The organism is Sulfuriferula plumbiphila, assembly GCF_009938015.1.
GTDB classification, from domain to species: domain Bacteria; phylum Pseudomonadota; class Gammaproteobacteria; order Burkholderiales; family Sulfuriferulaceae; genus Sulfuriferula; species Sulfuriferula plumbiphila.
Map to the genome: position 1 here is coordinate 1165919 of NZ_AP021884.1, position 24588 is coordinate 1190506.

Genomic DNA, 24588 nt, shown 5'->3' on the forward strand with positions numbered 1-24588 from the left:
GTCAAGAATGCCGCTCAGTATTTGCCATCAATGCTTCCATGGCGGTCTCAGGCAGCATGGGACGGCCAGTATGGAATCCCTGGATCAATGTGCAGCCCTGCGCAGCGAGGAATTGCAACTGCTGTTCATCCTCAACGCCTTCGGCGACTGTTGTGAGGTTCAGGTGGTTTGCCAGGCTAATCACGACGTCGCAGATGGCAGCATCTTTTATCGAGTGTGGCAAATCCTTGACGAAAACCCGGTCGATTTTCAGGGTGTTAATAGGAAAACGCTTCAGATACGCCAGTGAAGAGTAGCCGGTACCAAAATCATCGATCGCGATGCGCACGCCGCGCGCAGCTATCGCGGTCAGTAATGCTTCGGCATGTTCCGGATCCGACATCAGGATGCCTTCGGTGATCTCCAGAAGCAATCGACTGCCTTGCAGGCCGGACAGCTTCATGGCGTCATCCAGGGTTTCCAGGAACTGGTCGCTTCTGAACTGTCTTGGGCTTACGTTAACGGATACATAGAGCTGCCGCCCGGCGGCCTCTTCGAAACGCTTGATTTGTACGCAGGCTGCCTTGAGAACCCACGCCCCCAGCAAATTGATCAGGCCGTTGTTTTCCGCCATCGGGATGAACTGGATCGGAGGCACCCATCCCAGGTCAGGATGCATCCACCGCATGAGCGCCTCAAAACCCATAATCTGGCGCGTACACGCATCCACCACAGGCTGATAGTGCAGCAAGAATTCGCCATTTTTGACCGCTTCGAACATCGCCGCCTCGATCGAGACATCGTGTACCGGCTTGGTGAATGTTTGGGGGTTATAGAGCACATAACGGGCCTTGCCTGTCTCTTTTGCGCGGTACAAGGCAGTATCGGCGTGCGCCAGCAGTTTGACCTCGTTATCGCCATGATCCGGGTAGATTGTCACGCCGATAGAAGTACTCACGTACAAGGCATGGCCTTCAATTTCGAAGGGCTGCTGAATGGCGGCAATCATGCGGCGCGCGACAATCCGAATCTCCCCCTCTGTCAATGCACTGGGCAGCACGGCAATGAATTCATCACCCCCCACTCGCGCCAAGGTGTCTGTGTCGCGCAGCGTGCCGCGTAGCCGCACGCCTGCCTCGCGCAGCAAGATGTCGCCAACCGGATGTCCCAGCGCGTCATTGATTTTCTTGAAGCCGTCGAGATCAAGGGCGAGGACGGCAAAGCCTTTCCCGGTCCGCCGGGCTTGCGCCATCGCCATATTCAGGCGGTCAGAAAGCAGCGACCGATTGGGCAAGCCGGTTAACGCGTCATGGGTGGCCAGGTGGCGCAAGCTTTCTTCAGTTGCCAGCTGTTGTGCAATATTCCTGCCCACGGCGAGCAGTTCCATATTGCCTTCCCCGGTAGCATAAGCGGTGATCAGAAAGTCAAAGCAGTGCGTCGTAACGCGGGTTTTTATCCGTACCTTCACCTGACTATGCCGGTCCGACTGGATGGCCTGTTGCACCGCCGCGCTAATCACACAGCGTTCCCCTGGCACAACCAGGTCGGACAATAATAGGCCGGTGAGCGTGCCGTCCGGTCTGATCAACGCGATCGTGCGCTTGCTGGCGCAAAGAATTTCTCCTTTGGCATTCAGCTGGAAAACCGCATCTCCCGCAGCTTCCATCAGGTTCTCTAGCTGGATTTCAAGATTGGCACGAGGTGGAACGGGTATGAGGAACATGATGGGAACCGGTCTCCAATTTAGGGACGTATCAACCGTGGTGCGCTGCGTTACTGTTATCCTATGCCTGTATGGCTGCTAAAGAAGAGGCCGCGTTTGTGTGCCCGCAATTTTGCTTTAAAGCGGAATTTGCGAATGCGTGGTTTTTGCAAACGGAATCCTGTTTTGCGCTATGGCATCCACTTATCGAACCGGATGGTAAACCGGTTCGGCGCGGTCTTCCAGTGCCGCATCAGCATCGCCCGTTTGTTGCGGATCCGTGAATATCTGCCACAGGGTTTGAATCTGTCGCCTGATTGCACTGTCCGGCTGGGTGCGGGATATGCAATATTCTATGGACGCGCCCAGCGCCTGCACGCGTTTGTAAGACAAACACCTACAGCCTGTCTGTTGTCGTCTCCTACGAAAAATACCGAACATGGCCTATTTTTCCTCTTTGATCCAGCCTTCAATATAGCTGTCACTAGAATAGCGAATTGCAAACTGGTTTCCGACGGTTACAGCAAAGGGAAAGAAAAATGACAGCGAACGATGTAATGACTGAAATCCGTGACGCCAACCTGAGCTACCTGATGCTTGCGCAGCAGATGATTCGTTCTGACAAGGCCACGGCAATCTTCCGTCTGGGGATCGACAAACACATCGCCGATCTTATTGCGGGTCTGAGCAATGCTCAAATTCTCAAGCTCGCAGGCACCCACATGATGCTCGCGCGTTTCCGTTTCGACGATAGCGCCATTCTCGGCATGCTGACCAATTACAACAAGGATCGCACGCTGGCCCAGTCCCACGCGGCAATCCTGATGGCGGGTCAGCCGATTGAAGAAATTGTCTAGCCAAGGCGACAATAATATTCAGACTTCAATCGATTAAGCCCGGATCGCAAAATGACCAAGAAAAGCGTAGTAACCGAAGCCAACGAAATTCAACTCGCAATCAAACTGATCAATCTCGGCGCGCGCCTGCAGCTGCTTGAATCGGAAACGTCCTTGTCGCGCGAGCGCCTGTTGAAGCTGTACAAGGAGCTCAGGGGGGTTTCGCCACCGAAAGGCATGCTGCCATTTTCCACCGACTGGTTCCTGACCTGGCAACCCAATATCCATTCTTCGCTGTTTATCAATATCCATAACTATCTTGTGGAACACGCGGGTGTTCATGGTATTGAAGCCGTGATGAAGGCTTATCAGCTTTACCTTGAGCAAACCCAGCCCGGCAACAGCGAGGAGCCCGTTCTTTCACTTACGCGAGCCTGGACGCTGGTGCGTTTTGTGAACAGAAAAATGCTCACGACTGCTTCTTGTTGCAAGTGTGGCGGGCACTTCGTGGTGAACAGTTTTGATCTGCACCATGACTATGCCTGCGGCCTCTGCCACATGCCTTCCCGTGCCGGAAAAACCAAAAAAGTCCGTGAAGATGCGGCAGCTGCGCTGGCAATGGCAGCCTGATCAACACAAACGCCGCGCCAACAGTACAACAGCTCGTGGATCGCGGGATATCGTCAGACAGCAGGGTGCGTACACGCCAATCCGCGTGGCGCACACCGGCAGTGCAGGCGCTGATCATTCAGTGTGCGTCGTTTTTGCTGACCATTTTGGTCATGCGCGGCATCTGGGTGCTGGCAGGCATGCAAGTGACCATTGTCGTAGCGGCGTTGCTGCAAGGAACAATTGCTGCGGCCGTATCGTTTTGGCGCCGTCTTGCACCCTGGTGGCTTCCCATGCAGTTCCTGTTTCCGGGTGCGCTGATAGCGATGCATTCGCTTTCTCTACCGCCGGGAATTTTCCTCGCCCTATTCGTTTTTCTTCTTGGTTGGTACTGGACTACATTCCGCACCCAGGTTCCGTTTTATCCATCCGGGCTGGCGGTCTGGGAAGCTGTCGCTGGTCTGCTACCGGTTGACCGGCCGGTACGCTTCATCGACATCGGCAGCGGTTTGGGCGGACTGGTGCTGAATCTTGCCGCGCGCAGACCGGAAAGCACTATTTCCGGAATCGAATTGGCGCCACTGCCATGGCTTGCAAGCTGGTTGCGGGCATGGATGGTACGCAGCCGTGGGCGTTTCATCCGTGGCGATTACACGCATCTGGATTTTGCGCAATACGATGTGGTATTTGCCTATTTGTCGCCTGCGGCCATGCCTGCGCTGGGGGAGAAATCCAGGACCGAAATGCGGCCTGGCACATTGCTGCTGAGTTATGAATTTTCCATTCCAGGCGTCGTTGCGGACGTCATCGTCACGCCTCAAACCCACGGCCCCATCCTCTATGCCTGGCGCTTTTGATTAGCCTGCTGTATGGATGGTTTCCACGCCCGGAGTCGCTGCTCAAGTTCCTGTAGCGGGCGTCGTAAACCCAAATGAGCCCGGCTTTCAGATACCTGTTCAGCCATTCAGGCGAGCAGGCAACCAGTTATTCTAAGAGTCATATTACAAACGGGGGGTTAAGCTCCCTCAATCCTGTCAACGGAGTTTGCGTGCGTGTTAGTCATTATTGGATATATCGTTGTTTTGGCTTCCGTGTTTGGCGGTTTCGCGCTTGCCGGCGGACACTTGGCCGCGCTGCTGCAGCCGGTGGAGCTACTCATGATCAGCGGTGCCGCGACCGGCGCATTCCTGGTTGGTAATAACGCAAAATCCATCAAGGCTACACTCAGGGCGTTGCCCGGCCTTCTGAAGGGATCCAAGTACACGAAAGCGCTATACATGGAGCTGATGGCGCTGCTGTACGAATTATTGAGCAAAGTGCGCAAGGAGGGCTTGATGTCGATCGAAGGTGACGTCGACAAGCCGGATGACAGCCCGATCTTCAGCAAGTATCCGGGCATTCTCGCCGATCATCATATTATGGAGTTCATGACTGATTATCTGCGCCTCATGGTGTCGGGAAACATGGATGCATTCCAGATCGAGAATCTCATGGACAACGAAATCGAAACCCACCATCACGAAGGTGAAGTGCCGGTGCACGTTATTGCAAGGCTCGGCGACGGCATGCCGGCGTTCGGCATCGTGGCCGCAGTCATGGGGGTTGTGCACACCATGTCATCGGTGGGTTTGCCGCCGGCGGAACTGGGTATCCTGATCGCCAACGCGCTGGTTGGAACTTTCCTCGGCATCCTGCTCGCGTATGGATTTGTGGGGCCGCTTGCCAGCCTGCTGGAACAAAAGCTTCATGAATCCTCGAAGATGTTCCAGTGCGTCAAAGTGACATTGCTGGCAAGCCTCAACGGTTATGCGCCCGCGCTTGCGGTGGAGTTCGGCAGAAAGGTGCTGTTCTCGACCGAACGCCCTTCTTTCAGCGAGCTGGAAGATCATGTCAGACAAGCCAAATCCAAGTAATCAGATAGCCTACTAGTTAGGAACAGACATGGCCGAAGCAGCACCACGCCCCATAATCGTCAAGCGTGTCAAGAAATCAGGCAGTCGCCATCACAGTGGTACCTGGAAGATCGCCTATGCCGATTTCGTCACGGCGATGATGGCATTTTTTCTGTTGATGTGGTTATTGGGTTCAACCACAAAAGGCGAACTGCAAGGCATTGCGGAATATTTCCAGACGCCGCTCAGGGTTGCAATGTCGGGCGGTTCGGGAAGTGGCGATAGCTCCAGCGTCATCAAGGGCGGGGGTACCGACCTGACCAAGCAGATCGGCCAGCTTAATAAAGCCGACAATCCAGTGCAGAAGAAGACCTACGACCTCAAGGCAGCACAGGCAGACCTGGAGCGTATCGAGGATTCCCGCCTGAAAGCCCTGAAGGGCCGCATTGAAGCGGCTATCGACGCCAACCCGACGCTTAAGCAATTCAAAAAACAATTATTGCTTGATATCACTACCGAGGGTTTGCGTATCCAGATTGTCGATGAGAAAAACCGTCCCATGTTTGCCTTGTCCAAGGCGGTACTAGAACCTTATACGAAGGAAATCCTGCACGATATCGGGCATACCCTGAACGATGTTCCCAATAAAATCAGCCTCTCCGGACATACCGATGCAACACCGTATTCAGGCGGCGGGGCGGGATATAGCAACTGGGAGCTCTCCGCCGACCGGGCCAATGCGTCGCGCCGCGAGCTGATTGCGGGCGGCATGGATGAGGGCAAAGTATTGCGCGTGGTGGGACTCGCTTCAGCGGTACCTATCGACAGGCATGATCCTTTCAATCCCATCAACCGGCGTATCAGCATCATTGTCATGAACAAGAAAACCGAAGAGTCCATTACCAAGGAGGGTGGCGGGACGGCTGAGGTTTCCAGTGCGGGGCAGGTACAACAAAGCCTGCCTGGGGCGATCCATAAACCTAACAACGGCAGATGAAACGGAAACAAGAAGGCAAAAGGCAAGCCCGGGGGCGTGTCCTGGATTTTGCCTTCATTGTTTTCCCGGTGTTCTCCGTGCGCTCCGTGTTTAATCGCTTTTTCTACACGACTAAAATCTGGCACATTTCGTCAAACTGCTGTTCTGTTTCGTCAAACACCTGCAAGAATGCTTCCTGACCTATGCCCAGGCTGTTCCATGCGGCTGTGGAAACCGGGGGAACCAGTTCCTCCTCGTCCAGCGCAAGATCCAGTGCGTGAACGATCGCATCGGCGACATGCACGAGGGAGATCAAGGCGTTGTGCCCCGATTGCCCGGGCGCATGGTGGCTGCCTATGGCCAGCTGCATCGCCAGTGGAAATTTCCAGTGTTCGGCAAGCGCCTGACCAACCATGGCGTGGTCAATATCCAGGACTGCCTGTTCTGCCTGGAATAGGGTGCAATCATGCGCTGTCCGATGTGTAAGTGTCGCCTGGTACTGCAGCGGAAAATACACCGCCAGGATCAGCCTTCCAATATCATGCAACAGGCCCACTGTAAACGCGAGTTCCTGGTCAAGATGGAGCTGACGCGCCAGCGCTTTGGCGCAAACAGCCACGGCAATGGAATGGCGCCAGTTTTTCTCGATCTCGCCAGCGCTGTCGCGGTTGGCGATAAAGCCGTTAGTCACTGCCGCTGCGGTAATCAGGGTACGCATACCCTTCAGGCCAAGAATCGCGAAGGCCTCCCGAATGCGGGTCACTCTGTGTGGCATTCCGTAAAACGAGGAATTGGCCAGGCGCAATGTCATTGCCACCAATGCCTGATCATGGGACAGTTTTTCGGCCAGCGTATCGATATCGATATTTTCCTGCCTCATGCTGCAGAGCAAATCGGCCACAATTTCAGGCAGGTGCGGCAGACGGCCATGGATCGTTCTGACAGCTTCGCTCATGGTCAGCTTATTCATGATTTTCACCAAGGCGATATTGCATGATGTGCTGCAGTAACAAACCATTTGCGCCCGCATTGCCGGCTGCCCGGAATAATTTGGCAAGACGGTGGCGCTGGAATCCGTGCGTGGCTTCCATATCCGCTGCGCAATATGCAGCAGCTAACACGCGCAGGTATTCGACCTTGCGGCGACGTAGGGTAATAAGTGCGGCTTCGGTCAGTACCGTCCCCCGTGACAGCAGCATGTTACCTTCGGCATCACGTAAATTGTCCGTCAGGATCATGCCCGCAACGGCGTTATCCAAACCAATCTGTTCGTGAATGGGATTCATGCGTTTGCCTCCTGTTTCACCAGGGCCAACAGGCTGCCGCGGGAGAGCGAGTGCATCCCCATTCGCTGGCAAATGATGCGGTAATGCTGATGGCCGATCCGGACTGGCAGCTTGCTGTCCGCGCCAGTGCTGTCTGCAGCATCGCAAAGCGCGGGCAGCAGCTCGCGCGAATCGCGACCAAGGATCGGCCCATGAGACGCAAACAGCGCTTCGGCTGCGGCGTTGACAAAGACAATGACGCAGTCGTCGTCCAAACCTATCATGGGTAGCGGAATGTGCTCCAGCATTTCGCGCATGATGTCGAGTTGGACTTTATCGCGCATGCCCCGCTGTTGTTGCTGGTCAAGCGCCCTTTCCAGCTTCAGGTTGGCGCTTGCCAGTGCCTGGCTCAGTGCTTTTGTCCTGAGGCCGAGACGCTGGTTTTCCTCCTTGAATTCCTTGTGAAATTCAAGATTATGGCGCTGGTTTGCATCCGCCAACGCCTTATGCCGAAAAGCATCATCAAGGTGGCTACGCAATTGTTGGTCATCCCACGGTTTGATGAGGATTTTATGGATCAGGCCGTTGCTGTCGCTATCGGCAACGCATTGCCATTCGATGGGATTGGACAAGATGATCCGTATCACGTCGGGATACATTTTCATTGTCCGGCGTAGCAGCTCAATTACGGTCATGCCGGGCATCGTCAGGCCGGATACCATGATGTCGACTTCGTGCTGCGCGAGCACCCCCAACGCTTCCTCTGCGCTACATGCGGTCATGATTCGATAATTGTCCTGGCGCAGCAATTGTTGCAGTGCGGCCAGGATGTCCGGATCAACGTCCACCAGCAGCAGAGTGCGCGGCGCTTTCTGCAGCATTAGAATACTTTCTGGAAGATGCTTCTTTTCAACCAGCAGCATGGTTATTTCCATGGGCGGAAGCGGCCGGCTGAAGTAGTATCCCTGCATTTCGTCACATCGGTGGCGGCGCAGGAATTGGCACTGGGCTTCTGTCTCGACCCCCTCGGCGACGACCCGGATACCGAGGCTGTGGGCCATGGAGATGATCGCTTTCGATATCGCTGCGTCATCGCTATCGGTAATGATGTCCCTGACGAAGGAGCGATCAATCTTGACCCGGTCAAACGGGAAGCGCTTCAAATAGCTTAATGAGGAATAACCCGTGCCGAAGTCATCCAGCGCCAGATCTACTCCCAGCCCCTTGAGTTGCCGAAGTGTGGCTTCGCTCGATGCCGTGTCCTGCATCAACACCGTTTCGGTGATTTCCAGAGACAGCATGCGTGGCTCAATGCGGTGCTCGGCGAGTACATGCTCAATCCGGTCTGCCAGCCTGGGATCGCGGAATTGTCTGGGCGAAACGTTAACGGCAACCTGGAAGCCGGTCAGGCCACTGTCAATCCAGGCGCGCATATCCTGGCAGGCTTTGCGTAATACCCATTCACCAATACTGGCGATCAGGGCAGATTCTTCGGCAATGGGTATAAACCGCGTAGGCGATACCATGCCGAGCTCGGGGTGCTGCCATCGCACCAGCGTCTCCAGTCCCACTAACTGGCCTGTGCTCAGGCTAACCAGTGGCTGGTAATGCAGGAGCAGCTCGTCGTTTGCAATGGCCGAACGCAAGGCTTCATCCAGCGTGACGCGCTCCAGCATGCGCTCGTTCATTTCGCGGGAAAAGAATTGGTAGTGGTTGCGTCCCTGGTCTTTCGCCTGGTACAGGGCCATGTCGGCGTATTTGAAGAGTGTCGCCGTATCCTGGCCATCCTGCGGGTAAAGCGCGATGCCGATGCTGCAGGTGACGTGGAAGCTATGACCTTGTATGAAAAATGGGTCAGCGATGGTCTGGAATATCTTTTCGCAAATCGCCGCCACATGATGCGACTGGTCAATTTCCCTCAACACCAGTACGAATTCATCGCCGCCATGCCTGGATACGGTATCGCCTTCTCTTACGCAGGCGCGCAGCCGTTCAGCCACGCCGAGGAGCATCCGGTCTCCTGCGGCATGGCCAAGGCTGTCATTAATCAACTTGAAATGGTCAAGGTCGAGGAACAGCAGTGCCACACTATCTTCACTGCGGTCCGTTTGCGCTATCGCCTGTTGCAAGCGATCCTTGAGCAGGTTGCGGTTGGGAAGTCCGGTGAGCGCGTCATGGGTTGACTGGTGAGCAAGCCGCTCCTCATCGCGCTTGTGCTCGGTGATGTCGGTCTGCACACCAATGAAATACGTAATCCTGTCAGTGTCATCGGGTACCGGGGAAATGAGCAGTTTGCTCCAGATTTCAGCGCCGTCCTGGTGGCGCTTGCGCAGCACCAGATTGGCTTCATTATTGTTGGCGAGTGCGCTGTAGACTGCGGCAATTTCCTGTTGATCGTGGTGCTTGCTGAGCAAAAAAGAAAAATCGCGTCCCAGTACCTCTTCGATTGCATGGCCGGTCATGCGACAAAATGCGTCGTTGGCAAAGACGATCGGATTGGATGCCGTAGTTGCATCCATGATGATGATCCCGCTTCCGGAAGACGCCAGTGCGCGGTTGCTTATCTGCAACATGTGGTCAAGCTGCGGGTATCTGGTCTGATTGAGCGTCATATGCGAATGCTCGGGCAGTCGGGTAGTGCACATTCGGCATTGAAGCCAGGCATGTCTTCGGGTCTGTCGCGCATATACGGCCTATCATTGTTGGGTCAGGCTGACTGTACTCAGCGAATCCATTCACTCATGCAAAATCAAACCCCGTCTGCTCTGATTCGGAGCCATGGCTTTTATACATCGGCATAAGTTGATGAAGTCTTGAGGCGTATTTGCGCGGCTGGTCTCATTGCCTTGTGCGGAATGCCATTGCACGGGATACGGCCCCGTTGCGGCCCGCACCGGCCAGATCAGTTGCGGTCCGTGACCCCCGTGGCTAACTGCTTTTCCAGGTTCAATCAATTGTCTTCAGTGAAATACGGGGGATTTTATGTACTTATTCCTCCGATGACCCGCGCGCTTTCTCGCCAATAATCGCAGCTGTGCGAGCCGTCAATGCGTCATGTTGAAAGCAAGACGGTGGCGCGCAAGAGGAACAGGCGATGGCTGAAGACAGCGACCTCGAAAAAACCGAATCACCATCACCCCAGCGACTTGAAAAGGCGCGCGAGGATGGCGATGTCCCTCGTTCGCGCGAGCTCGCCACTTTCACCGTGTTGCTGGCGGCAGGTGGCGGTATCTGGTTTTCGGGCGACAGGCTGATCCGTCAGCTGGAAAGCATGCTGGTCTCCGGCCTTGGCTTTGGGCGTGTCCTGGCGTTTGATTCTTCCGCGCTTTTCGCCCGCCTGGGCGCGAGTCTGGGCGAGCTGTTGGCGGTGTTCGTGCCCATCGCACTGCTGCTGATTATTGTCGCTTTGGTTTCCCCCGCCGTGATTGGCGGATGGCTGTTCAGCACCAAGGCCTTGCAACCGAATTTTGGACGGATGAATCCAGTCAGGGGGCTGGGTAATCTGGTCTCTTCCAACGCGGCCATGGAGTTCGGCAAAACGATAGCCAAAACCATGCTGGTGGGTGTGGTGGCCGGACTGGTGATCTGGCAGCAAAAAGACGCGGTGCTGGCCCTCAGCGTGGAATCCCTGCATGAGGCCGGCGCCCATCTTGCCAGCCTGCTGTGGATCAGTTTCATTACCATTGCCGGTGCTTTGGGCGTAATCGTCCTGATTGATGCGCCTTACCAGGTATGGCATCACGCCAATAAACTTAAGATGACGCGCCAGGAAGTTCGCCAGGAGGCCAAGGAATCGGATGGTGATCCACAAATCAAGGCCAAAATTCGCGCGCAACAGCGCGAGATGGCACGCCGCCGCATGATGTCCGAAGTGCCGACGGCGGACGTGGTAGTGACCAATCCGACGCACTACGCAGTGGCGCTCAAATATGCAGATGGTGCGATGCGCGCCCCCAAAGTGGTCGCCAAAGGTGCCGACGAGGTAGCCGCGAAGATCCGTGAGCTGGCGGGCGCGCACCATGTACCGATGCTGGAGGCGGCGCCACTTGCGCGGGCCCTTTACCGGCACGCAGAACTGGGCGATGAGATTCCGGAAGCGCTGTATACCGCAGTTGCGGAAGTGCTCGCTTACGTATTCCAGTTGCGCGCTTATCGCCAGCATGGCGGTGTTCCTCCGGAGATCCCGGGTGAGCTTGACGTGCCGCCGCAGCTTGATCCGCTAAACGCAGCGGCACAGGCCACGAACAATAATGGAGGCATGCAATGAATGGCCTGAAACTCCCTGCCTGGTTGACCACTCCAGGTGGCGCTACTCTGGTTGCTCCGGTGATCATTATCATCATGCTGGCAATGATGATGTTGCCGCTGCCGGCTTTTGTGCTCGACATCTTTTTCAGTTTCAACATCACGCTTGCCATTATCGTGCTGCTGACCAGTCTGTATACGGTAAAACCACTTGATTTCATGGTTTTCCCTACGGTTCTGCTGGTCAGCACCATGCTCCGGCTCTCCCTCAACGTTGCCTCAACCCGGGTGGTACTCACCGAAGGGCACACCGGACCTGACGCTGCGGGCAAGGTGATCGAGGCTTTCGGGCACTTCCTGATCGGCGGCAATTACACGGTCGGTATCGTGGTATTCATCATTCTGACCATCATCAACTTCATGGTCGTCACCAAGGGCGCCGGGCGCATCGCGGAAGTCGGCGCGCGCTTCACTCTGGATGCCATGCCCGGCAAGCAGATGGCGATTGACGCCGATCTGAATGCCGGCCTGATCGGCGAGCAGGAAGCGCGCCGCCGCCGTACCGAAGTCGCCCAGGAAGCCGAGTTTTACGGCGCAATGGACGGCGCCAGCAAGTATGTGCGCGGCGATGCGGTAGCCGGCATCATGGTCACAGTGATTAACATTATCGGCGGCCTCATCGTTGGCATGGTTCAGCATGATCTGGATTTTTCCGTCGCCATCAAGAATTACACCTTGCTGGCGATTGGCGATGGCCTGGTCGCGCAGATTCCCTCGCTCCTTATCTCCACGGCAGCAGGCATCGTGGTTTCCCGTGTTGCCAGCGATCAGGATATCGGCGGGCAACTGCTTGACCAGCTTTTTGCAAAGCCGCAGGTGCTCTATATTGCCGCCGGGATCATCGGCGGCATGGGCCTGATTCCCGGCATGCCACACCTTGCTTTCGTCCTGTTGGCTGCAGTGCTGGGCGGCGGCGCTTACCTGCTCACGCAGCGCGCACTCAAGGCAGACATCGAGCCGGAATCCGCACTGGTGGCCGCTCCCGCCGAGCTGGAAGAAGCTACCTGGCAGGACATTGTCCCGGTAGACACACTGGGTCTGGAAGTGGGTTACCGCCTCATTCCGCTGGTGGATAAAGGGCAGGGCGGTGAACTGTTGCGCCGCATCAAGGGTATCCGCAAAAAATTTGCCCAGGAAGTCGGTTTTCTGTCCCCGCCGGTGCATATCCGTGACAACCTTGAATTAAGGCCATCGGCGTATCGCATCAGCCTGAAAGGCGTCGAGGTGGGCAGTGGCGAAGCCCATGCCGGCCAGTATCTGGCCATTAATCCCGGCATGGTAACCGGCACGCTACCCGGTGCATTGACCAGCGACCCGGCGTTTGGACTGCCGGCAACGTGGATTGACGCCGGGCTGCGCGAACAGGCGCAGACCATGGGCTATACCGTAGTGGACGCCGGCACGGTGGTGGCGACCCACCTCAACCACTTGATCACACTGCATGCCGCAGAACTGCTGGGACGGCAGGAGGTGCAGCAGTTGCTTGACCATCTGGGTACGGAATCGCCCAAGCTGGTGGAAGACCTGGTGCCGAAACTGATACCGCTTTCCACGCTGCAAAAGGTGTTGCAGAACCTGCTGATTGAAGGCGTGCATATCCGTGACATGCGCACCATCATCGAAACCCTGGCGGAACATGCAGCGCGCATCCAGGATCCGAATGAACTCACCGCCCTGGTGCGCATCGCACTGGGTCGCGCGATTGTCCAGCAGCTATTTCCATCGGCCAGCGAACTCTCGGTGATGACGCTGGATAGCCGCCTGGAACGCCTGCTGATGCAGGCTTTGCAGGCGAACGGGCCAGAGGGAGCCGGTATTGAACCTGGTCTTGCCGATATGCTGGCCACCCAGGCCGAACTGGCGACCCGGCAACAGGAGCAGCTGGGCTTCACGCCGGTGCTGCTGGTGCCGGGGCCGTTACGTGCGCTGCTCGCCCGATTTCTGCGCCGCGCACTTCCGCAACTCAAGGTGTTGTCGCACGCCGAACTTCCCGATTCAAAAACCATTAGGGTTACCAGCCTAGTTGGAGGCCAAGCATGAACGTTAAAAAGTTTTCTGCGAGCAATTCCCGTGACGCGTTGCGCAAGGTACGCGATGCACTCGGTCCGGATGCGATGATTCTGTCTAATCGCAGTGTCGATGGCGGCGTTGAGATCATGGCACTGGCGAATGAGGATATCGCTGCGCTGATGGCCCCGTCGGTTGAGCGGGAAGCCGCATCGCAGCCGGTACTCGCAGCATTGCCGCCAAAGCGTCGTGTGGACAGCAACCAGGCGGCCAGCCTTGCGGGTGCGCTCGAAACCGCGCGCACTGCGTCGACTGCGAAAGAAGCCGCCGCCAGCGAACTCACCGAAGTGATGAGCGAAATACGTTCGATGCGCGGCATGCTGGAAGCGCAACTCGCCGAGATATCATGGGGGGCATCCCAGAATCGGCAGCCGCATCGGACGGTCGTCCTGCGCGAATTGCTGGCGGCAGGGTTCAGCGCCAGCCTGGCGCGTCATCTGGCGCAAAACTTGCCGGCTGTGACCACAGCGGAAGAGGGGACGGGCTGGGTCAAGTCTGTTCTGGTGCGCAATTTACTGGCCATTAACAACGAAAACGAGATACTGGAAAAAGGCGGTGTGTTTGCCCTGGTCGGCCCCACCGGCGTAGGCAAGACGACCACCACCGCAAAGCTTGCCGCGCGCTGCGTGATGCGCCACGGCACCGGCAAGCTGGCACTGATTACCACCGACGGTTATCGTATCGGTGGCCATGAGCAATTGCGTATTTACGGCAAGATACTGGGTGTCATGGTGCATTCAGTGAAGGATGAAGCGGACCTGCGCATCGCGCTGGACGAACTGAAGAACAAGCACACGATCCTGATCGATACGGTGGGCATGAACCAGCGCGACCACATGGTGGCCGAGCAGATTGCCATGTTGTCGGGCGCGGGCACCGAGGTGAAACGCCTACTCTGCCTCAACGCCACTTCCACCGGCGAGACGCTCAACGAGGTTGTACGCGCCTACCAGGGCGCTGGTCTGGCGGGTTGCATCATCACCAAGCTCGACGAAGCGGCGACCATCGGCAACGTGCTCGACGTGGTCATTCGCCAGAAACTGAGTCTCTACTACACGGCCAACGGCCAGCGTGTGCCGGAAGATCTGCACGTCATCAAGCGTGAATATCTGATTGACCGCGCGTTCAAATTAAAACGCGAAACCTCGCCGTTCCAGTTTAAGGATGATGAGTTGCCGCTGGTGATCGCCAATACGGTGTGTGCGATGAAAGATAAATCACTGCGCGAGGTGAATCTTGGCTAATTTCGATTTCGATCAGGCAGAAGGCCTGCGGCGCATGCTTGCCGGGCCCAGGCCGCGCATCGTGACCTTTCTGTCCGTGCTGCGCGATGAGGAAAAAAGCGCGATGCTCGCCAATCTTGGCGCATCGCTGGTACAGGCGGGAAGCGACGTGCTGCTGGTCGATGCGCGCTCGGTAGCGGGTGGTGTCGCTTCGCGGTTGGGGACGGCACGCCGCGCGACCTTGCTCGATGTATCGCGTCGGGAAAGTGTGCTGGACGAGGCGATCCAGCCGGTATCGCAAGGTCTGGGCCTGGTCACCTTGGGGTGCATGCAGAAGCGTTCAGGGAATGATGCGGAGGCTCAGCATCTTGCCAATACTTTTGATTTGCTCGCCCGGCAGACCGGCGTGGTCATGGTGGACGGCGAACTCGACGCGAACGATGCGTTGCCTGTCCCGGCCATGGCCGATGGTCAGATTGTGATTCAGATGTCTTCCGGCGCAGAGTCGATCAAATCTGCATACTGCCTGATCAAGCGCTTGAACGCCTGTCTGGGACGACGCTCGTTCGGGGTGCTGGTGACTGGCGCCTCCGAAGCGGAAGCGGGACGGGTTTACGAGAATATGGCGCTCACGGCGAAGCGCTATCTCGCTATCCAGCTGAACTCCATGGGCTCTGTACCGGCGGATGAACACCTCAATCGCGCGGCGCGCCTGGGTCGTTCGGTGATCGATGCATTCCCGCTGGCCGGTGCTTCAGTCGCATTCAGGCGTCTCGCCGGACAATTCAGTCTGTCCTGAATATGTATACCGTCAACGGAAAGTCAGACAAGAATTATCTCCTGACCCAGCATGCACCTCTGGTAAAGCGGCTCGCTTACCATCTGAAAGCCAGGCTGCCGCCCAGTGTGGAAGTGGACGACCTGGTGCAGGCGGGGATGATAGGTTTGCTTGATGCGATTAATCGCTATGAAGAAACCCACGGCGCACAGTTCGAGACTTATGCCGTGCAGCGTATCCGTGGCGCGATGCTCGACGAGCTGCGCAGTACCGACTGGCTGCCGCGCAGTATCCGCCAGAACATGCGCAAGGTTGAGGGGGCGATGAGCGCCCTGCAGCAACGCCTGGGCCATGAGCCCACGGAATCCGAAATTGCCAAGGAGCTCAAACTCTCATTGACTGATTATCAGGAATTGCTGGGTAGCGGCGCGGGGCATCAACTGGTTTACTACGAAGACTTTCATGATGCCGAGGATAACGACCATTTCCTTGACCATCACGCCATGAACGACTCGAGTGATCCCCTGAAAGGCCTGCTTGACAGCGGTTTTCGCGGGGCAGTCACGCAGGCGATCGAAGCCTTGCCGGAGCGCGAAAAAATCCTGATGGGGCTCTACTATGAAGAAGAAATGAATCTCAAGGAGATCGGCGCGGTCATGGGGGTTTCGGAATCGCGCGTATGCCAGTTGCATAGCCAGGCCGTTGCCCGGCTCCGATCAACACTCAGGGGACATGCGTGGACTGGGGAAGCCTAGCAGGCGTTGCCCTCGCACTGACGGCTGTCCTGGTTGCCCATCTGCTGGACGGCGGCCATATCGGTTCGCTGGTGCAACCGGCTGCGTTTGTTGTCGTGGTTATAGGAACAATTGGCGCCGTCCTTTTGCAAAATCGTATGCCGGTTTTTGTGCGCGGTGTGCGTATGGCTCGCTGGGTATTCGCTCCTCCGCCAGACAATCGCCAGACCATGGCTAACGAGATCAGTAGCTGGAGCCACACCGCGCGCCGGGAAGGCCTGCTCAGTCTGGAACCCTTCATGCAGGCGACGCGTGACCCCTTCATCGCCAAGGGCCTGCGGCTGATAATTGATGGGACTGAGCCCGGCAAACTCAGGGAAATTCTTGATCTTGAGATCGGCGCTTATGAGATGGAACAGCGCCAGGCTGCAAAGATATGGGAAGCCGCCGGTGGCTATTCCCCGACCATCGGTATTCTGGGGGCGGTGCTGGGACTGATTCACGTGATGGAGAATCTCTCCGACCCGACCAAGCTCGGTGGCGGCATCGCGGTGGCTTTCGTCGCCACCATTTACGGCGTCGGCCTGGCCAACCTGGTCTTTCTGCCCATCGGCAACCGGCTCAAGGCGACGGTCATGCATGAAGTCAACAAGCGCGAAATGCTCGCGGATGCATTTCTGGGGATTGCCACGGGCGATAACCCGCGTGCCATCGAAGAGCGTGTGGCCGTCTACCTCAGATAGGATGGTTTAAATAAAATCAAAAGGCAAAAGGCAAAAATTAAAAGGCAAAATTAAAGACAAATCAAAACCCGGCGCAAGGCGCGGGTTTGCTTCTAATTTTTAACTTTTGCCTTTTAATTTTTGCCTTTTTCCTTCTTACAAGAGAGCATCATGGCCCGCAAAAAATACGCAGAAGAGCATGACAATCACGAGCGCTGGCTGGTCTCCTATGCGGATTTTATTACGCTTCTGTTTGCATTTTTCGTAGTGATGTATGCGATTTCGTCGGTGAACGAGAGTAAATATCGCGTGCTTTCAGATTCCCTCGGCAGCGCTTTTGGTCAGACGCGACCCCCCCAGACAAAATCCTGGCAAGAGCAGCCGACATTGCCGCTGCCAGGGAAGTTGCTGGTGCCCAGGCCGCGTATCAGTGAAGCGGTAAGGCGTGAAAGGGAGCAGATGACCGGGATTGCCCGGGACATCCTCAAGGTGCTCGCGCCGCTGGTCAGTGAGGGTAAGGTTCGCGTTACCCAGACCGCGCGTGGGGTGAGCGTGGAGATCAATGCCAGTCTTCTGTTTGCGCCTGGCGAAGCAAAACTGACCGAGGAATCCAGCCAGGCATTAAAAGCCGTAGCGGCGGTGCTGAACAACGATCAACATGCCATACGGGTTGAAGGCTATACGGACAACCTGCCGATCAGCAATGCGTTTTTCCCTTCCAACTGGGAATTGTCTGCCATGCGTGCAAGCAGCGTGGTCAGGCTGTTTGGCGAGAGCGGCATTAGCGAGAATCGCCTGACGGCGGTTGGACACGGATCGAACCAGCCCGTCGATTCCAACACCACTGCTGTGGGCCGGGCACGCAACCGCCGCGTGACGGTGACCATCCTGTCGGCACTCCCGGAAGTGGTCACGGAAGTGCCGGTCAAAGCAAGCTCCCACAATTAGCCCGGCTGCTCAGTGCGGACGCGTAGTTGAGCCGGCCATAGTCGCGCAGACCTGGGCAGGCAGACCTTAGGGCACCCGAAAGACGGAAAACGGCCAGCACAGCAGCAGACATCCGGGCGCCTGCATCAACGCGAATTGAGTGTCGCCAATAACAAGCTTTTCAATGTCTTGATCAGCGCGGTTTCATCCGCCGAGACACCTTCCGGCGCTAGCCGGGAGCGGTCTGCATAGAGCAGACCAAGCGGCTTTTCCTGTATTACCAGCGGCAGGACAACAAAACTGCGCGTATCCGGCAACAATTCGCGGTGCCAGACTGGGATGAGCTGGTGAATTTTGGTGGCAGCGGCATCCGCAATCATCAGGTCGGCGTTGTTCTTGATCGCCAGATGAAATATATCGTGCGTGGTGGTGGCGGAGAATCTGAAACCCGCCTGGCGTGCGGCATGGTGCTCACCAATCGCAACACGCGCCCGAAACTGGTTGCTTTTCAGATCCTTCATGCAAACCGTCGCGAATCGAAAGCCCATGCCCTGGTACAGGGTTTCCAGCACCTGCATGATCAGCTCGTTGAGCTTGCCATGGCCGGAGCCCATCATCTGCGTCACGTCCTGTACCCCTGCCAGCAGCAACGCATGTGCATTGATGGGTTTTCCACTGGCATGACACGCTATGGATGGCTTGCTGTCAGGCCCGGCTGTGGTCAGCAGGAAATCATTCAGCAGATTTTGCGCACTGGTGCCGGTTTCAATTTCGCCCGGCAGTTCAGCCGGTTTGTCGGGCAGGGAGAGCAGCCCCATGCTGTCCAGCAGGATGTGGGCTTCTTCGATCGCCAGTGCAAACAGCTGGTCGATTTTTCCCTTGTCCAGGCTGAGCGCGGCGCCGAAACGCGCCAGCAGTATCTGGTTATCAGCGTGTTGTTTTGCGTCATTCAAATGCGGCATCAGTCTGGCTGCTTCCGAACTGAAAGATGCCACCAGGGACATCCATTCCTGGCGACTCTCGGGCGCTTTCTGTGCGCGGGCGGAAAGTGGGCTGAGGGCATGAATGAGCGTATCGGAGATTTTCCAGTCATGCAGCACGGTGGCGCCGAGCTGGTCGAAGCTGCAGCCCAGCACCTGCATGGACGCCCTGGCGGGGGTGAGATCGGCGCTATGGGTCAGTTCGGTTATTTCGCTGTACAAACCGTGATCATGTGAAGCAACCAATAGCTGGCCCAGATTCTTGAACAGGGCGGCGATGGCGGCTTCTTCAGAATCATGGAAGTGGCTGCGTCGCGCCAGTTGCCGCCCGATGACGCTGGCACGCAAGGCCTGCGCCAGTTCAAAACGTACGCTCTGCGCATGGTTGTTGTCGGGCAGGCGGTCAACCAGCAGCATGGCTAATGCACAGGTCTTGACCGTGTCAAAACCAAGCAGGAAAATTGCGCTTGAGATGGTGGTGATCGTTCTGCCTGAGGCGGTACGGTACGACACCGTATTGGATAGCCGCAGTATTTTCTGGGTAAGCGCGACATCGGACAAGACGAAATTGGTGAGTTCCTGCAAGGCTTCGTCATCGGACGAAGCGAGCTGCACCACACGTGACACGGCGCTGCCCAGCGCAGGCAGGTTGGCATCATCGCTGAATTTTTGCAAAAGCGCAGCGCGCCTTGCGGCCGTGCTGGCAGGTTGCGACATGGAAGTAAGGTCAGCACGCATGGAATTTGAGCGGTGGAGTAGCCGGGTGTATTTCTGGTCTTATGCGCCAGGCTGCTTGCAGTTATGCCCTGGGTGACCCGGGGCATGTGTGGACACGGCCTGTCAGCTTTAGGCTGGGTTGGTACAAATTAGCCGATGACCAGATTGCGTGCCGCTACTGAAATCTTCGATTGCCCATCCGGGCCATAGAAACCGCTGCGCTGATCCGCGCCATGCAGCACGTTCAGGGCGACCTGGTTGCGCGTCAAATGGGTATTGATCAGCAAGCCATTGACGCGGTTCATTTCTTTTGCGGATTGTGTCAGCGCCAGCAGTTCTGCCCAGGTTTCTGCGGCGCTGCCGGCTGTTTGACTGGCCAGCCATGCCTGCATGCCCGCTTCGCTCTGCGGGTATCCGGCTGTCGCCAGGGCGTGCAGGCGGGTGTTGGCCAGTTCCGTCATGCGTGCCACGGTTCTGGCTTTTTCATCGGTTACGGCACTCAGCCGGTCGATGTCTGCTTCGAGCAATAAGGCCTGTTCCTGCTGGATAAGGCCAAGCAGGCAGTGCATTGCATCGCGTTCTTCGTTGAGTGTATCCATCAGGCGGGTATCCATGAAATGCAGGTTCAGTTCCGGCGTGCTTGCAGCAGGTTTTTCACGGTTGCCAGCAGCCCGTCCGCAACTTTCTCGGGATTGACCTGGAACTTCCCATCGGCAATGGCGAGCTTGATGGCTTCCACTTTGTTCGCATCGAATACATTACTGGCGGCCATTGCGCCTTGCAAAGATTGTAATTGCGCAGACATGGGCGAGGATTTGAGCGTATCCGCTGGTGGGACGGCATCCGTTCCGGTTTTGTCGACACGTTTTCCTGCATTTGCTTGAGTTTGCCCGATCGGTAGGCTGGTGGACTTTTTCGAGTCATGGATTTTCATTGTGTGATCTCTATCTGATTTGGGTTCAAGTAAGCCGGAACCGGTGAGCATTATATCGGCGAGGCTTTTGCAAACTTTAACACCCAATCAGAAGATGACGCGACACCCCCGTCAATAGCTTACTTCAACCACGCCACCGGCTTTGGCCACCCCTCTGATCATTTGCCCGGACTGTGTCCTGGCCTGGACGAGCTGGCCTTCACCGGCACTGGTCAGCGCCTGGGCTTCGGCAGAAACCTGGAACCCCGGGCCAGCGGATACCAGGCGTACCGTTTGCCCTTGCTGTACGGCAGGCTGGCTGCGCAAACTGTCCTGGCGCAGTGCGGTTCCCGCTTGCAGGGACAGGGTGACCGTGCGGCCTATGGCCTGTGCGGCATCGGTAATAATGCCGGTTGGCAGGGTGGTCAGATCGCCTTGCATTGTGGCGAGATCGCTCGCGCCGACGATTTGACCCTGGGCCAGCGGTGCGGCGGCGACGATGTAATCGGCCACCACGGTTACTTTGGCCTGGATGTAGACAGTCCATGGCGTAGGTACGGTGCAACGGATGCCTACCGTGGTTTTCCCCCATACCCGGCTACCCGTTGGCATGAACGCCTGTGGCGCGGCGCAGGACGCCAGATCCAGACGCGGGTCGAGTTTGCCGACAGTGATGCTGACCCGGCCGGGAAGCCCGCGTGCCTGCGCATTCAAAAACTGTTCGGCGACCTGGCGAATCAGCGCCGGATCCTGACGCAGGGCGCTGGTTTGCGCGGCGGTAATTTGCACGAACGACAACAGCAGCAGGGCAAGCAAGGTTTTCATGGATTGATGGCCGATGGATTGATTCCACGCTTATCTTAGAGGATCAACGTTTACTCAAAGCAGCGAACAGCCTGCAGTTATGGGTGCTTATCAATCAATTGCGGACGCATCTGCAGTCGTAAGATCAGGGCTGTAAAAATGTAATGGCGGCATGCATACACGTTTTCGTTTATTTTCGGAGATTGCCATGATCGGAAAGCTCGACGACTACCTGCGTTTTCAGGAAACTGCGCTCAGCCTGCGTGCGCAGCGCCAGCAATTGCTCGCATCCAATATAGCCAATGCGGATACGCCTGATTACAAGGCGCGCGATATCGACTTCAGCAGCGCCTTGCAGAGTGCGCTGGCACCTGCCGGGCAGGCGCCATCTGAACTTGCCAAAACTTCTGCCGCACACCTCGACGCTCCAGGCACAGCGCGCCCCGGCGGCGCGCCGCTGCTTTACCGCAGCGTCCAGCAGGGGAGTGTCGATGGCAACACGGTGGATATGGATACCGAGCGCAATCAGTTTGCCGACAACGCAATTCGCTATGAGGCGAGTCTTACCATGATCAGCGGGCAGATCAAGAGTCTGCTGGCAGCAATACAGGGGTAATCACCATGTCGCTATTCGATGTTTTCAATGTCGCCGGTTCCGCCATGAGCGCGCAGGCGCAGCGCCTTAATACAGTAGCCAGCAATCTCGCCAATGCCGACAGCACCACCAGTTCCACCGGCCAGCCCTATCGGGCCAAGCAAGTCGTATTCAGCGCGGTGCCTGTCGCCGGTTCGCAGGCGAGCGGGGTGAAGGTGCTGGAGGTAGTCGAGGACGCATCGCCGCCCAGAATGGTTTACGACCCGAAAAATCCCGTTGCCGACGAAAAAGGCTACGTCGCCATGCCTAACGTCAATGTGGTGGAAGAAATGGTCAACATGATTTCCGCGTCGCGCTCCTATCAGACCAACGTGGAAACCATGAATGCAGCCAAAACGATGCTCCTGAAAACACTCACCATCGGCCAGTAGCAGAGGAGATTTCCATGAACACCGTGCAAAACAATACCGTATCCCCCAGCTTGCTGGCAGCCATGAATCCAGCCGGCGCAGCGACCCAGAGTAGCGCTGCCGCCGCGCAGGATACGTTCATGAAGCTGCTGGTTACCCAAATGAAGAATCAGGATCCGCTCAACCCGCTCGATAACGCGCAGGTGACCAGCCAGCTCGCGCAGCTGTCCACCGTCACCGGCATCGAGAAAATGAATACGACGCTGCAGTCGCTGATTGGCAGCTATCAGTCCAGCCAGGCCCTGCAGGCAGCAGGCATGATCGGCCACGGGGTGCTGGTGGTGGGTTCCAGCTTGAATCTGAGCAATGGTCGGGCGCCATTCGGTATTGATCTCGCGGGGGCGGCTGACAATGTGAAGGTCACCATTCTGGATGCCAGCGGGCGACCTGTTCGCAGCATGAATCTGGGCTCGCAACCAGCGGGCATGCTGCCGCTGCAATGGGATGGCAGGACCGATAGCGGTGCTGCTGCCGCCGGCGGCCAATACAGTTTTACCGTCAGCGCGACCCAGGCTGGGCAGAAAGTGAGCGCAGACAGTTTGGCCTTTGGCCAGGTTGCGAGTGTCGCAAGCGGTAGCCAAGGCGTGGTGCTCAACGTGCCCGGTCTTGGCCCGGTCAATCTGATCGACATCCGGCAGATTCTTTGAACCGGCGTCAAGTACATATTTAGGAGAACGAAATGGGTTTTCAGCAAGGTTTAAGCGGCTTGAATGCTGCGTCAAAGAGTCTGGACGTGATTGGTAATAACGTGGCCAACGCCAACACGGTCGGTTTCAAGGAGTCGCAGGCACAGTTTGCCGACGTTTATGCCAACTCCCTGACCGGCGCGGGCGCTTCCCAGGTGGGTATCGGCACCAAGGTCGCCCAGGTTGCCCAGCGGTTCACCCAGGGCAACATCACCGCCTCCAATAATCCTCTGGATGTTGCCATCAACGGCGGGGGGTTTTTCCGCATGAACAATAACGGCACGACTGCCTATGCGCGCAATGGCCAGTTTCAGCTCGACAAAGCCGGCTATGTCGTCAACGCCACCGGTTCCCGCCTGACGGGTTATACAGCGAATGCCAGTGGGGTGATCTCGACTGGCGCGCCGGCCGATTTGAACATCAATACTGCAGACCTCACACCCAAAACCACCACTAAAGTGAATGCGCTGTTGAATCTGAATTCGGGTAGTGCGGTGCCGGCCACCACGCCATTCAATATGGCGGATCCGACGACTTATAATAATTCGACAGCAGTTTCCGTGTATGACAGCCTGGGTAACGCGCACACCCTGCAGACTTTCTACGTCAAGACCTCCGCCAACAACTGGGATGTGTATGCCGCCAACGATGGAGTGCCTATCGGTTATGTACCGCCTGCTGCGCCGGTCAAGGTGGGTTCGCTTGCTTTCGCCAGCGACGGCTCGCTTATCCCCGCAGCGCCATTCGCAGTGCCGGTGGCGGTTACCACCGGGGCGACCACGCCGTTTACGGTAAAACTCGATTACACGGGAACCTCGCAGTATGGCTCGTCATTCAGTGTCAATGCGCTGAAGCAGGATGGCTATACCTCAGGCCGGTTGTCCGGCTTCAACATCAGTGCGGACGGCACCATCGTCGGGCGTTATACCAATGGCCAGTCGGCAACACTGGGGCAGGTGGTGCTGGCGAATTTCACCAATCCCAACGGCTTGCAGTCGCTTGGCAACAATCTCTGGACGGAAACGGCGGTCTCAGGTCCGGCGCTGGTGGGTACGCCCAACTCAGGCAGCCTGGGTGTATTGCAATCGTCTGCCGTTGAAGACTCGAACGTCGATCTCACCGCCGAACTGGTGAACATGATTACCGCCCAGCGCACCTATCAGGCGAATGCGCAGACCATCAAGACACAGGATCAGGTTCTGCAGACCCTGGTGAACCTGCGTTAACCTGCATTTGGCCGCGGCTACCAGTATCTGAACCCAATAATGACGAAACTTGAACATGGACAGGATTAACAGGATTTTTTACGGGATTGACAGGAATACCCGCCTAAATGCTGACTTTGCTTCGATTCTGGGAAATCCTGTTAATCCTGTCCCATGTGTTTCGTCATTTGCGATTTGTAATA

At 56.8% G+C, this 24588-nt stretch carries 25 protein-coding genes; 16 read left to right on the top strand and 9 right to left on the bottom strand.

The window, feature by feature from the left end; all coding sequences use genetic code 11:
- Nucleotide 1: 1 nt before the first annotated feature.
- Nucleotides 2-1702, bottom strand: coding sequence for a sensor domain-containing protein (locus GZH91_RS06220; RefSeq protein WP_198415418.1), 1701 nt, complete (start codon nucleotides 1700-1702; stop codon nucleotides 2-4).
- Nucleotides 1703-1885: 183 nt separating this feature from the next.
- Nucleotides 1886-2074: a hypothetical protein gene (locus GZH91_RS17985; protein ID WP_147070443.1), complete on the bottom strand. Its 189-nt coding sequence runs from the start codon at nucleotides 2072-2074 to the stop codon at nucleotides 1886-1888.
- Nucleotides 2075-2220: 146 nt separating this feature from the next.
- Here GZH91_RS17985 and flhD point away from each other — a divergent pair, with 146 nt between their 5' ends.
- From flhD to motB, 5 genes are all read left to right on the top strand, one after another.
- A complete protein-coding gene (gene flhD / locus GZH91_RS06230; protein ID WP_147070441.1) occupies nucleotides 2221-2538 on the top strand; it encodes a flagellar transcriptional regulator FlhD in 318 nt (105 codons plus the stop codon).
- 51 nt (nucleotides 2539-2589) lie between these two features.
- Nucleotides 2590-3147: a flagellar transcriptional regulator FlhC gene (gene flhC, locus GZH91_RS06235; RefSeq protein WP_147070440.1), complete on the top strand. Its 558-nt coding sequence runs from the start codon at nucleotides 2590-2592 to the stop codon at nucleotides 3145-3147.
- 65 nt (nucleotides 3148-3212) lie between these two features.
- Nucleotides 3213-3983, top strand: coding sequence for an SAM-dependent methyltransferase (locus tag GZH91_RS06240; RefSeq protein WP_223264465.1), 771 nt, complete (start codon nucleotides 3213-3215; stop codon nucleotides 3981-3983).
- A 195-nt stretch (nucleotides 3984-4178) separates the two neighbouring features.
- Nucleotides 4179-5039: a flagellar motor stator protein MotA gene (gene motA / locus GZH91_RS06245; RefSeq protein WP_147070438.1), complete on the top strand. Its 861-nt coding sequence runs from the start codon at nucleotides 4179-4181 to the stop codon at nucleotides 5037-5039.
- Nucleotides 5040-5067: 28 nt separating this feature from the next.
- Nucleotides 5068-6015, top strand: coding sequence for a flagellar motor protein MotB (motB, locus tag GZH91_RS06250; protein WP_147070436.1), 948 nt, complete (start codon nucleotides 5068-5070; stop codon nucleotides 6013-6015).
- Nucleotides 6016-6118: 103 nt separating this feature from the next.
- Here motB and GZH91_RS06255 read toward each other — a convergent pair whose 3' ends face one another.
- The 3 genes from GZH91_RS06255 to GZH91_RS06265 are packed head-to-tail and all read right to left on the bottom strand — an operon-like array spanning nucleotide 6119 to nucleotide 9871.
- Complete coding sequence (locus tag GZH91_RS06255) at nucleotides 6119-6964, bottom strand: HDOD domain-containing protein (protein ID WP_147070434.1); 846 nt, start codon at nucleotides 6962-6964, stop codon at nucleotides 6119-6121.
- On the bottom strand, nucleotides 6957-7280 hold the full coding sequence (locus GZH91_RS06260) for a hypothetical protein (protein ID WP_147070432.1): 324 nt from the start codon (nucleotides 7278-7280) through the stop codon (nucleotides 6957-6959). Before GZH91_RS06260 ends, GZH91_RS06255 begins: the two co-directional genes overlap by 8 nt.
- Nucleotides 7277-9871, bottom strand: a complete 2595-nt coding sequence (locus GZH91_RS06265) for an EAL domain-containing protein (protein ID WP_161984194.1) — start codon at nucleotides 9869-9871, stop codon at nucleotides 7277-7279. Before GZH91_RS06265 ends, GZH91_RS06260 begins: the two co-directional genes overlap by 4 nt.
- A gap of 482 nt (nucleotides 9872-10353) precedes the next feature.
- On the opposite strand from GZH91_RS06265, the gene flhB reads away from it, so the two are divergent.
- The 7 genes from flhB to motD all read left to right on the top strand — a co-directional run bounded on the left by flhB (nucleotide 10354) and on the right by motD (nucleotide 18036).
- A complete protein-coding gene (flhB, locus tag GZH91_RS06270) occupies nucleotides 10354-11526 on the top strand; it encodes a flagellar biosynthesis protein FlhB (RefSeq protein ID WP_147070428.1) in 1173 nt (390 codons plus the stop codon).
- Entirely contained in the window at nucleotides 11523-13604 is a 2082-nt protein-coding gene (gene flhA / locus GZH91_RS06275; protein WP_147070426.1) for a flagellar biosynthesis protein FlhA, read from the top strand. The genes flhB and flhA overlap by 4 nt, the downstream gene beginning before the upstream one ends.
- Nucleotides 13601-14875: a flagellar biosynthesis protein FlhF gene (gene flhF / locus GZH91_RS06280; protein ID WP_147070425.1), complete on the top strand. Its 1275-nt coding sequence runs from the start codon at nucleotides 13601-13603 to the stop codon at nucleotides 14873-14875. The genes flhA and flhF overlap by 4 nt, the downstream gene beginning before the upstream one ends.
- Complete coding sequence (locus tag GZH91_RS06285) at nucleotides 14868-15653, top strand: MinD/ParA family ATP-binding protein (protein WP_147070423.1); 786 nt, start codon at nucleotides 14868-14870, stop codon at nucleotides 15651-15653. The genes flhF and GZH91_RS06285 overlap by 8 nt, the downstream gene beginning before the upstream one ends.
- Nucleotides 15654-15655: 2 nt before the next feature.
- Complete coding sequence (locus GZH91_RS06290; protein WP_147070421.1) at nucleotides 15656-16387, top strand: RNA polymerase sigma factor FliA; 732 nt, start codon at nucleotides 15656-15658, stop codon at nucleotides 16385-16387.
- Nucleotides 16369-17109, top strand: a complete 741-nt coding sequence (locus GZH91_RS06295; protein WP_147070419.1) for a flagellar motor protein — start codon at nucleotides 16369-16371, stop codon at nucleotides 17107-17109. The genes GZH91_RS06290 and GZH91_RS06295 overlap by 19 nt, the downstream gene beginning before the upstream one ends.
- 150 nt (nucleotides 17110-17259) lie before the next feature.
- The gene (motD, locus tag GZH91_RS06300) at nucleotides 17260-18036 is read left to right on the top strand and encodes a flagellar motor protein MotD (protein ID WP_147070417.1); all 777 of its coding nucleotides are present in this window, start codon (nucleotides 17260-17262) and stop codon (nucleotides 18034-18036) included.
- Between the two features lie 125 nt (nucleotides 18037-18161).
- On the opposite strand, the gene GZH91_RS06305 is transcribed toward motD, so the two are convergent.
- The 4 genes from GZH91_RS06305 to flgA form a co-directional block, all read right to left on the bottom strand.
- Nucleotides 18162-19670: an HDOD domain-containing protein gene (locus GZH91_RS06305; RefSeq protein ID WP_232522220.1), complete on the bottom strand. Its 1509-nt coding sequence runs from the start codon at nucleotides 19668-19670 to the stop codon at nucleotides 18162-18164.
- 191 nt (nucleotides 19671-19861) lie between these two features.
- The gene (locus tag GZH91_RS06310) at nucleotides 19862-20326 is read right to left on the bottom strand and encodes a flagella synthesis protein FlgN (RefSeq protein WP_147070415.1); all 465 of its coding nucleotides are present in this window, start codon (nucleotides 20324-20326) and stop codon (nucleotides 19862-19864) included.
- Nucleotides 20327-20337: 11 nt separating this feature from the next.
- The gene (flgM, locus tag GZH91_RS06315) at nucleotides 20338-20646 is read right to left on the bottom strand and encodes a flagellar biosynthesis anti-sigma factor FlgM (protein WP_147070413.1); all 309 of its coding nucleotides are present in this window, start codon (nucleotides 20644-20646) and stop codon (nucleotides 20338-20340) included.
- Nucleotides 20647-20757: 111 nt separating this feature from the next.
- The gene (gene flgA / locus GZH91_RS06320; protein WP_147070411.1) at nucleotides 20758-21450 is read right to left on the bottom strand and encodes a flagellar basal body P-ring formation chaperone FlgA; all 693 of its coding nucleotides are present in this window, start codon (nucleotides 21448-21450) and stop codon (nucleotides 20758-20760) included.
- A 187-nt stretch (nucleotides 21451-21637) separates the two neighbouring features.
- Between flgA and flgB the strand changes: the two genes are divergently transcribed.
- The 4 genes from flgB to flgE are packed head-to-tail and all read left to right on the top strand — an operon-like array spanning nucleotide 21638 to nucleotide 24406.
- The gene (gene flgB, locus GZH91_RS06325; RefSeq protein ID WP_147070409.1) at nucleotides 21638-22045 is read left to right on the top strand and encodes a flagellar basal body rod protein FlgB; all 408 of its coding nucleotides are present in this window, start codon (nucleotides 21638-21640) and stop codon (nucleotides 22043-22045) included.
- 5 nt (nucleotides 22046-22050) lie between these two features.
- Nucleotides 22051-22455, top strand: a complete 405-nt coding sequence (gene flgC, locus GZH91_RS06330; RefSeq protein ID WP_147070407.1) for a flagellar basal body rod protein FlgC — start codon at nucleotides 22051-22053, stop codon at nucleotides 22453-22455.
- A gap of 14 nt (nucleotides 22456-22469) precedes the next feature.
- Nucleotides 22470-23141, top strand: a complete 672-nt coding sequence (locus GZH91_RS06335) for a flagellar hook assembly protein FlgD (protein WP_147070405.1) — start codon at nucleotides 22470-22472, stop codon at nucleotides 23139-23141.
- Nucleotides 23142-23173: 32 nt separating this feature from the next.
- Nucleotides 23174-24406 (top strand): flagellar hook protein FlgE, encoded by a 1233-nt coding sequence (gene flgE / locus GZH91_RS06340; protein WP_147070403.1) that lies wholly within the window; start codon nucleotides 23174-23176, stop codon nucleotides 24404-24406.
- The last annotated feature ends 182 nt before the right edge of the window (nucleotides 24407-24588 follow it).

Bases quoted from the DNA above. Each gene is read 5' to 3' on its own strand.
- GZH91_RS06265 (WP_161984194.1), bottom strand. From the start codon at position 9,871: ATGACGCTCAATCAGACCAGATACCCGCAGCTTGACCACATGTTGCAG.
- GZH91_RS06290 (WP_147070421.1), top strand. From the start codon at position 15,656: ATGTATACCGTCAACGGAAAGTCAGACAAGAATTATCTCCTGACCCAG.
- flgC (WP_147070407.1), top strand. From the start codon at position 22,051: ATGTCGCTATTCGATGTTTTCAATGTCGCCGGTTCCGCCATGAGCGCG.
- flhA (WP_147070426.1), top strand. From the start codon at position 11,523: ATGAATGGCCTGAAACTCCCTGCCTGGTTGACCACTCCAGGTGGCGCT.
- flgM (WP_147070413.1), bottom strand. From the start codon at position 20,646: ATGAAAATCCATGACTCGAAAAAGTCCACCAGCCTACCGATCGGGCAA.
- flgB (WP_147070409.1), top strand. From the start codon at position 21,638: ATGATCGGAAAGCTCGACGACTACCTGCGTTTTCAGGAAACTGCGCTC.
- GZH91_RS06310 (WP_147070415.1), bottom strand. From the start codon at position 20,326: ATGGATACCCGCCTGATGGATACACTCAACGAAGAACGCGATGCAATG.
- flhC (WP_147070440.1), top strand. From the start codon at position 2,590: ATGACCAAGAAAAGCGTAGTAACCGAAGCCAACGAAATTCAACTCGCA.
- flhB (WP_147070428.1), top strand. From the start codon at position 10,354: ATGGCTGAAGACAGCGACCTCGAAAAAACCGAATCACCATCACCCCAG.
- GZH91_RS06260 (WP_147070432.1), bottom strand. From the start codon at position 7,280: ATGAATCCCATTCACGAACAGATTGGTTTGGATAACGCCGTTGCGGGC.
- flhF (WP_147070425.1), top strand. From the start codon at position 13,601: ATGAACGTTAAAAAGTTTTCTGCGAGCAATTCCCGTGACGCGTTGCGC.
- flhD (WP_147070441.1), top strand. From the start codon at position 2,221: ATGACAGCGAACGATGTAATGACTGAAATCCGTGACGCCAACCTGAGC.
- GZH91_RS06335 (WP_147070405.1), top strand. From the start codon at position 22,470: ATGAACACCGTGCAAAACAATACCGTATCCCCCAGCTTGCTGGCAGCC.
- motB (WP_147070436.1), top strand. From the start codon at position 5,068: ATGGCCGAAGCAGCACCACGCCCCATAATCGTCAAGCGTGTCAAGAAA.
- flgA (WP_147070411.1), bottom strand. From the start codon at position 21,450: ATGAAAACCTTGCTTGCCCTGCTGCTGTTGTCGTTCGTGCAAATTACC.
- motD (WP_147070417.1), top strand. From the start codon at position 17,260: ATGGCCCGCAAAAAATACGCAGAAGAGCATGACAATCACGAGCGCTGG.
- flgE (WP_147070403.1), top strand. From the start codon at position 23,174: ATGGGTTTTCAGCAAGGTTTAAGCGGCTTGAATGCTGCGTCAAAGAGT.
- GZH91_RS06220 (WP_198415418.1), bottom strand. From the start codon at position 1,702: ATGTTCCTCATACCCGTTCCACCTCGTGCCAATCTTGAAATCCAGCTA.
- GZH91_RS06255 (WP_147070434.1), bottom strand. From the start codon at position 6,964: ATGAATAAGCTGACCATGAGCGAAGCTGTCAGAACGATCCATGGCCGT.